This is a genomic window from Pseudomonas sp. (genome assembly GCF_049645325.1).
In the GTDB taxonomy this organism is placed as follows: Bacteria; Pseudomonadota; Gammaproteobacteria; order Pseudomonadales; family Pseudomonadaceae; genus Aquipseudomonas.
In genome coordinates this window covers 1-6664 of sequence record NZ_JBARTQ010000104.1, presented here as the reverse complement: position 1 = coordinate 6664, position 6664 = coordinate 1, and the positions used below count along the sequence as shown (strand labels likewise).

General features: G+C 62.4%; 6 protein-coding genes. 2 read left to right on the top strand and 4 right to left on the bottom strand.

Annotated elements, in window-relative coordinates:
• Positions 1-53: 53 nt before the first annotated feature.
• Positions 54-1829: an ABC transporter transmembrane domain-containing protein gene (locus WBB95_RS04300; protein WP_424486460.1), complete on the bottom strand. Its 1776-nt coding sequence runs from the start codon at positions 1827-1829 to the stop codon at positions 54-56.
• A 246-nt stretch (positions 1830-2075) separates the two neighbouring features.
• On the opposite strand from WBB95_RS04300, the gene WBB95_RS04295 reads away from it, so the two are divergent.
• On the top strand, positions 2076-2249 hold the full coding sequence (locus WBB95_RS04295; RefSeq protein WP_424486459.1) for a PA1571 family protein: 174 nt from the start codon (positions 2076-2078) through the stop codon (positions 2247-2249).
• A 53-nt stretch (positions 2250-2302) separates the two neighbouring features.
• Here WBB95_RS04295 and pdxB read toward each other — a convergent pair whose 3' ends face one another.
• Positions 2303-3445 carry a 4-phosphoerythronate dehydrogenase PdxB gene (gene pdxB / locus WBB95_RS04290; protein ID WP_424486458.1) on the bottom strand — a complete coding sequence of 381 codons (1143 nt, stop codon included), beginning with the start codon at positions 3443-3445 and terminating at the stop codon, positions 2303-2305.
• Between the two features lie 196 nt (positions 3446-3641).
• On the opposite strand from pdxB, the gene WBB95_RS04285 reads away from it, so the two are divergent.
• A complete protein-coding gene (locus WBB95_RS04285; protein WP_424486457.1) occupies positions 3642-5036 on the top strand; it encodes an MATE family efflux transporter in 1395 nt (464 codons plus the stop codon).
• On the opposite strand, the gene tusA is transcribed toward WBB95_RS04285, so the two are convergent.
• Positions 5033-5278 carry a sulfurtransferase TusA gene (gene tusA, locus WBB95_RS04280; RefSeq protein ID WP_424486456.1) on the bottom strand — a complete coding sequence of 82 codons (246 nt, stop codon included), beginning with the start codon at positions 5276-5278 and terminating at the stop codon, positions 5033-5035. The genes WBB95_RS04285 and tusA overlap by 4 nt on opposite strands.
• A gap of 144 nt (positions 5279-5422) precedes the next feature.
• A complete protein-coding gene (rlmM, locus tag WBB95_RS04275; protein ID WP_424486455.1) occupies positions 5423-6499 on the bottom strand; it encodes a 23S rRNA (cytidine(2498)-2'-O)-methyltransferase RlmM in 1077 nt (358 codons plus the stop codon).
• Positions 6500-6664: the final 165 nt, after the last annotated feature.

Here is a 6664-nt window from a genome sequence, read left to right as displayed (position 1 = left end):
GCCCAGCGCGGGGCAAGCCCGCTCACCACAAAGGGCTCACTCACCCCATCGATCTACGTAACTTCAACCCCATCATTGAACTGCAAAGCCGCCAGCCGCGCATAGAGCGGGTTGCTCGCGATCAGTTGCTGGTGCGTGCCCACCGCCACCAGCTTGCCCTGGTCCATCACGGCAATCCGGTCGGCGTTTTTGACTGTAGCCAAGCGATGCGCGATGACCAGCGTGGTTCGCCCCTGCATCAACTGCGGCAAGGCTTGCTGGATCAGGTGTTCACTCTGCGCGTCCAGCGCACTGGTGGCCTCGTCCAGCAACAGGATCGGCGCGTCCACCAGCAACGCGCGGGCAATGGCCAGACGCTGGCGTTGGCCGCCAGAGAGGCCCATGCCGCCGTCGCCGAGGTGGGTCTGGTAGCCGTCGGGCATTTGCAGGATGAAATCGTGGGCATGCGCGATACGCGCGGCGGCCTCGACCTGCTCACGGGTGGCGGATGGATTGCCGTAACGAATGTTTTCTTCGACGCTGCCGAAAAACAACGCCGGGCTCTGGGACACCAGCGCAAAGTGTCGGCGCAGGTCCATGGGGTCGAGGTCGGTCAGTGCGTGGCCCTCCAGCAAAATACGCCCGTGCTGTGGGTCGTAGAAGCGCAGCAGCAAGTCGAAGATCGTGGATTTACCCGCGCCGGAAGGCCCTACCAGCGCCAGGGTTTCACCCGGGTTGATGGTCAGGTTCAAACCGTCGATGGCGTAGCTGTCCGGGCGCGAGGGGTAGGAAAAGCGCAGGTCTTGCAGCTCCATGCGGCCGCTGACCCGCTCCGGCAATTGCACCGTACCGGTGGCGGGCGCCTGGATCTCGTTGCTCGACTGCAAGAGTTCGCCAATCCGCTCGGCCGCACCGGCGGCGCGCTGCAACTCGCCGAGGACTTCGCTCAGCGTACCGACGGCACTGCCGACGATCAGGCTGTAGAACACAAATGCCGCCAGCTCGCCGCCAGAAATACGCCCGCCAATCACGTCCATGCCGCCGACCCACAGCATCACGCCCACGGCGCCCAGCACCAGCATGATCACCAGGGTAATCAGCCAGGCACGCTGCACGATGCGCTTGCGCGCCGTGGCAAACGCGTCTTCAACGGTCACGGCGAAGCGCTGCTCGTCCTGCACCTGGTGGTTGTAAGCCTGCACGGTCTTGATCTGGCCAAGGGTCTCGGACACGTAGCTGCCGACATCGGCGATACGGTCCTGGCTCAGGCGCGACAGGCTGCGCACGCGGCGGCCGAAGATCAGGATCGGCGCAAGCACCAGCGGCAGCGCGATCACCACGATACTGGTGAGCTTGGGGTTGGTGACAAACAGCAACACGATGCCACCGATGACCATCAACGCATTGCGCAGGAACAGCGAGAGCGACGAGCCGATCACCGATTGCAGCAAGGTGGTGTCGGTGGTCAGCCGGGACTGGATTTCCGAGCTGCGGTTGTTCTCGTAGAAACCGGGGTGCAAGTAGATCAGGTGGTTGAACACTTGCCGGCGAATGTCCGCCACTACCCGTTCGCCAATCCACGACACCAGGTAAAACCGCGCAAACGTGCCCACCGCCAGGCCCAGCACGAGGATCATGAACAGGCCGATGGACTGGTTAAGCAGGTGCGGCGACTGGGTCATGAAGCCCTGATCGACCAGCAGGCGAATGCCCTGCCCCATCGACAAGGTGATGCCGGCAGTGACGATCAGCGCCAACAGCGCACCCAATGCGTGCCAGCGATAGGGCGCAATAAAGCGGCTGGCCAGGCGAATCGCGCGGCGTTGACGGACTGAAAACATGAGCGGCATCACCTGATGAGGGAAGACAGGAACCTGTCCCTCTACATGGGGGGAACTTCGGTAAATAACAATGAGTCAGGTTAATTATGCCCGCAGATACTGGCCCCTAGAGGCTAACGGTCTAACGCCCGGCTGGAAATTTGTATCGGTTTCTGGTGGACTGGGCGTTCGAACCGGTGACTTTGTAAGGAGTTGTAATAGCTTGGTCACGCGGGGGAATTAAGGTAGGTACACAACCTGATGAGGAGACAGGCCATGACCTTGCAAAACAGCAGCGACGCCAAAATTGAAGTGATTCGCCAACCGCAGCAATTGCCTTGCTCGTATATCGACGCCAAGGGCCGCGAAGTGCAGATTACCGAAGAGATGATCCAGCATGCGTGCAGTGAGCTGGAACAGCGACTGGTCAAGCCTGCCCAGCAAGGCTGAAGCGCCCACGCTCTTTCAGACCCGGCCTAGATGGCCGGGTTTTTTATGCACGTTTAAATAGCGTGGGCGCCGAGGGCGGTGACCATGTTCGACAACACTGCCGACTCGCCCTTGATGCGCACTTTCAAGCCATCAATCTCACGGCGCTCCGGGTAGTGCTTGCGCAGCAGGTCGAACGCCTTGCGCTGTTCTTCCACAGTGCCTACAAGGCTGCGACGAAAATCCGCGTCATCCCGGCGCGGGTCGTACACGCTGCGGCACAAAGTCGCCAGCGCCCAAGCCGGGTCAGTCGACGCGTTCAAGTGCACCTCGGCCAGCCAGGGCTCGGGCAGCAGGTCGCTCAGTTGAATGCTTGCCGCCTGGCCCAGATGCGCACAGAAGGCTTGATAGATCTGCGCCGTGCCGCGCTGCTTGCCGTCGAGGCTGTAACCGGCGATATGCGGGGTGGCCAGCACGCACAGGTCGGCCAGGTCGACGTCCACTTCGGGCTCGCCTTCCCACACATCCAGCACGGCTTGCAGGTCTTCACGCGCCAGCAGCACCTCGCGCAGGGCAGCGTTGTCCACTACCGGGCCGCGGCTGGCGTTGATCAGCCACGTGCCAGGCTTGAGCCGGTTGAGGCGTTCGCGGTCAAACAGGTGCCAGGTGGAACCGTTGCCGGATTTGGTCAGCGGCGTGTGCAGGCTGATCACGTCGCACTGTTCGATAATCTGCGCCAGGCTGACGTAGTCACCGTCTTCGGCGATCTGGCGCGGCGGGTCGCACACCAGCACGTTCCAGCCCAGCCCCTTGAGCACCTTGACCAGGCGCCCGCCCACTTCACCGGCGCCAACAACGCCATAGGTGCGCTGGTTAAGGTCGGCGCCTTCGATCTCGGCCAAGGTCTGCAAACTGCCCAGCACGTAGTCCACCACGCCCCGCGCATTGCAGCCGGGAGCGCTGGACCAACTGATGCCGGCTTGCTTGAAATAATCCAGGTCGAGGTGATCGGTGCCAATGGTGCAAGTGCCGACAAAGCGCACGTTTGTGCCTTCCAGCAAGGCGCGATTGACGTTGGTCACCGAGCGCACCAACAGCACATCCGCCTGCTCGACCGTCGCGCGGTCGATGGAGCGGCCGGGCACCCGGCGAATCTCGCCAAACCCTTCGAAGAATGCATCGAGCAGCGGGATATTTTCGTCGGCAACAATCAGCATGGCAGGCTCCTTTCGCGGACTCGCAGTGTACAGGGATGCGTTCTGGATGCCATCGCAGGCAAGCCAGCGCCCACGGGGGTTATGGGTTGCCTGTAAGGGCGCATTACAAATCTGCAACACAGGTTTTTTCCTGACCGGTACGTCAGGGCGTAGACTCCGCGGTCCTTCAGCGCTCTTTTTTTCTGGACACCCGTACGTGAACACTGCCGCTTCCACCCTCACCCGCCCCGCCCGCGTCAGCCGCGAGGTGCGCAACCTGTTGACCCTGGCGCTGCCGATCATGATCGGCCAACTGGCGACCACCGCCATGGGCTTCGTCGATGCGGTGATGGCCGGGCGCGTGAGCGCACGGGACCTGGCGGCGGTGGCCCTGGGTAACTCGATCTGGATTCCGGTGTACCTGCTGATGACCGGCACGCTGCTGGCGACCACACCAAAAGTCGCCCAGCGTTTCGGCGCGGGCAACCCCGCCGAGATTGGCCCATTGGTGCGCCAGTCCCTGTGGCTGGCGGTGGTGGTCGGGATCACCGCGCTGCTGATGTTGATCAGCGCCGAGCCGATCCTGCATGCCATGAAGGTTGATCCAGAGCTGATCAAACCCTGCATGGCCTACCTGCACGGCATCGCGTCCGGCATGCCCGCCATCGCGCTGTATTACGTGCTGCGCTGCTTCAGCGATGGCCTGGGCCGCACGCGACCGAGCATGGTCATGGGCCTGTGCGGGCTGGCGCTGAACATCCCGCTGAACTACGTGTTCATCTATGGCCATTTCGGCGTGCCGGCCATGGGCGGCGTGGGGTGTGGCTGGGCCACGGCGATCGTGATGTGGGTGATGATGCTCGGCCTGGCCGCCTGGACCCGCTGGGCGCCGGCCTACCAGAGCAGCGAATTGTTCAAGCGTTTCGACTGGCCGCAATGGGCGGTGATCAAGCGCGTGCTGAGCATAGGCTTGCCGATCGGCATCGCGGTGTTTGCCGAATCGAGCATCTTTGCGGTGATCGCCTTACTGATCGGCAGCCTTGGCGCCAACGTGGTGGCCGGGCACCAGATTGCGCTGAATTTCAGCTCGCTGGTGTTCATGATTCCCTATTCCTTGAGCATGGCCGTCACCGTGCGGGTCGGCCAGGCGCTGGGCCGCGGCGAGCCGCGTGCAGCGCGTTTTGCCGCCGGGGTCGGGATGGGCACGGCGCTGACCTACGCGTGCCTGTCCTGCAGCCTGATGCTACTGTTTCGCGAACAGATCGCGGCGATCTACACACCAGACCCGCTGGTGATCCATGTGGCGTCGATGCTGATCGTGTTTGCGGCGCTGTTCCAGTTCTCCGACGCGATCCAGGTCACCGCTGCTGGCGCATTGCGAGGCTACCAGGACACACGCGTGACCATGTTGCTGACCTTGTTTGCCTACTGGGGCGTGGGCTTGCCGGTGGGTTATGCGCTGGGGCTGACCGACTGGCTGGGCGCGGCAAGTGGGCCGAGTGGCCTGTGGCAAGGGCTGATCGTGGGCTTGAGCTGCGCCGCCGCGATGCTGGTGATCCGCCTGGCACGCAGCGCGCGCCGGCGGATTCGCCACGTTCCGGCGCAGGCTTAATCAGCTTTTTTGCGAATCCAGTACAGGTAGGTGCCGGCCTGTTCCTGCTGATCCACGAGCTCGTGGTCCAGGAACACACAGAACTTGGGGATATCGCGGCGCGTTGACGGGTCGGTCGCGATCACCTTGAGCAAGCCGCCAGGCGGCAAGTCGCGGATGTGCTGGTGCAGCATCATCACCGGCTCCGGGCAGTTGAGGCCGGTGGCATCCAGGGTGCCGTCGACGGGCAAATCAACACTCATGATTAACTCCTAAAACTGGCCCCGAGCTACTGTGGGAGCGGGCTTGCCCGCGATGACCGGGGCACATTCAACCTAAATTTCGACTGTTATACCGCTATTGCAGGCAAGCCAGCGCCCACATTTTGAGCGGGGGCTGACAGGAGGTCAGCGGGTCTTGGTTTTCTTCGCGCTTTCCAGCCGGCGCAAATGGCACGTCACTTCTTCACGGTCGTGGTACAGCTGCTTGCAGCCGATCTCCACACGAATGCCGCGCGCCTTGAAGCCTTCTTCGATGCGCTCCAGCAAGCGCTTCACCTCAGCGTAACGCTGCTTCATCGGCAGTTTGAGGTTGACCACGGCCTCGCGGCAATGCCCTTCGCCGATCCAGGTTTCCAGCAGCGCCGCGTTGCGCGCGGGCTTTTCGACGATGTCACACACCATCCAGTCCACCGGCTGCTTGGGCACGAAGGTGAAGCCATCGGCCATCAAGTGCTGCACCAGGCCAGTGTCCATCAGGCTTTCGGCCATTGGGCCGTTGTCGATGGCGGTCACCAGCATGCCACGGTTGACCAACTGCCAGGTCCAGCCGCCCGGCGCTGCGCCGAGGTCGACGCCGGTCATGTCGCCGTGCAGGCGCTCGTCCCACTGGTCGCGCGGGATAAAGTGGTGCCAGGCCTCTTCCAGCTTCAAGGTCGAACGGCTTGGCGCGTCACGCGGGAATTTCAGGCGTGGAATGCCCATTGGCCACATCGCCGAGTTGTTCGACTCGGCCAGGCCCATGAACACTTCGCGGCCGCTTTTGAACGTCAGCAGCAGACGCGGTTTGCTCGGGTCGTCCACCAGCTTGCCGGCGTTCAGCAAGGCTTTGCGCAGGTGCACTTCGAACTTCTTGCAGAAGTTCGAGAGTTCCTTGCCGTCGTTGGTGTCGACCATTTCCAGCCACAGGCTGCCGCACACCGGAAATTCGCGCAGGTGCGCGAGGATCACGCTGATGCGGTCGGTTTCCGGCAGGTCGATAAATACCCCGCGCGCCCACTGCCTCGGGAAGATCAGCTCGGCAAAGCGCTGGCCGTGCATCAGGCGCTTGGCGCCGTCTTCTTCGGTGCAGACAAATTCGGCGCAGGCGCTGCCGGTCTTGGCCTTGGCGTAGCCGGAAACGTTCAGGCGCGCGGCGTGTTCCGCGATCTCGGAACAGACTTCGCCTTCAAAACCCGGGCGGCAGTGCATAAAAAGGGTGTTCATCAACTCTCCTGGTAACCGGCTTGCTCTAGCGCAATGCCTGTCATGAAAACGCGCGCATGATAGCCGAGTTCGGAACCTTGGACTTAACGATAGAGTCCAGTTATTAGCCTGCTAATGAAAACAGGGCTAAGTTGAACGCTCTGTTCGTCCCGTCAGGTCCGTAGC

What these genes read in the sequence shown, in the direction of transcription:
- WBB95_RS04300 (WP_424486460.1), bottom strand. Translation starts at nt 1,829, where the DNA reads ATGCCGCTCATGTTTTCAGTCCGTCAACGCCGCGCGATTCGCCTGGCC.
- WBB95_RS04295 (WP_424486459.1), top strand. Translation starts at nt 2,076, where the DNA reads ATGACCTTGCAAAACAGCAGCGACGCCAAAATTGAAGTGATTCGCCAA.
- pdxB (WP_424486458.1), bottom strand. Translation starts at nt 3,445, where the DNA reads ATGCTGATTGTTGCCGACGAAAATATCCCGCTGCTCGATGCATTCTTC.
- tusA (WP_424486456.1), bottom strand. Translation starts at nt 5,278, where the DNA reads ATGAGTGTTGATTTGCCCGTCGACGGCACCCTGGATGCCACCGGCCTC.
- rlmM (WP_424486455.1), bottom strand. Translation starts at nt 6,499, where the DNA reads ATGAACACCCTTTTTATGCACTGCCGCCCGGGTTTTGAAGGCGAAGTC.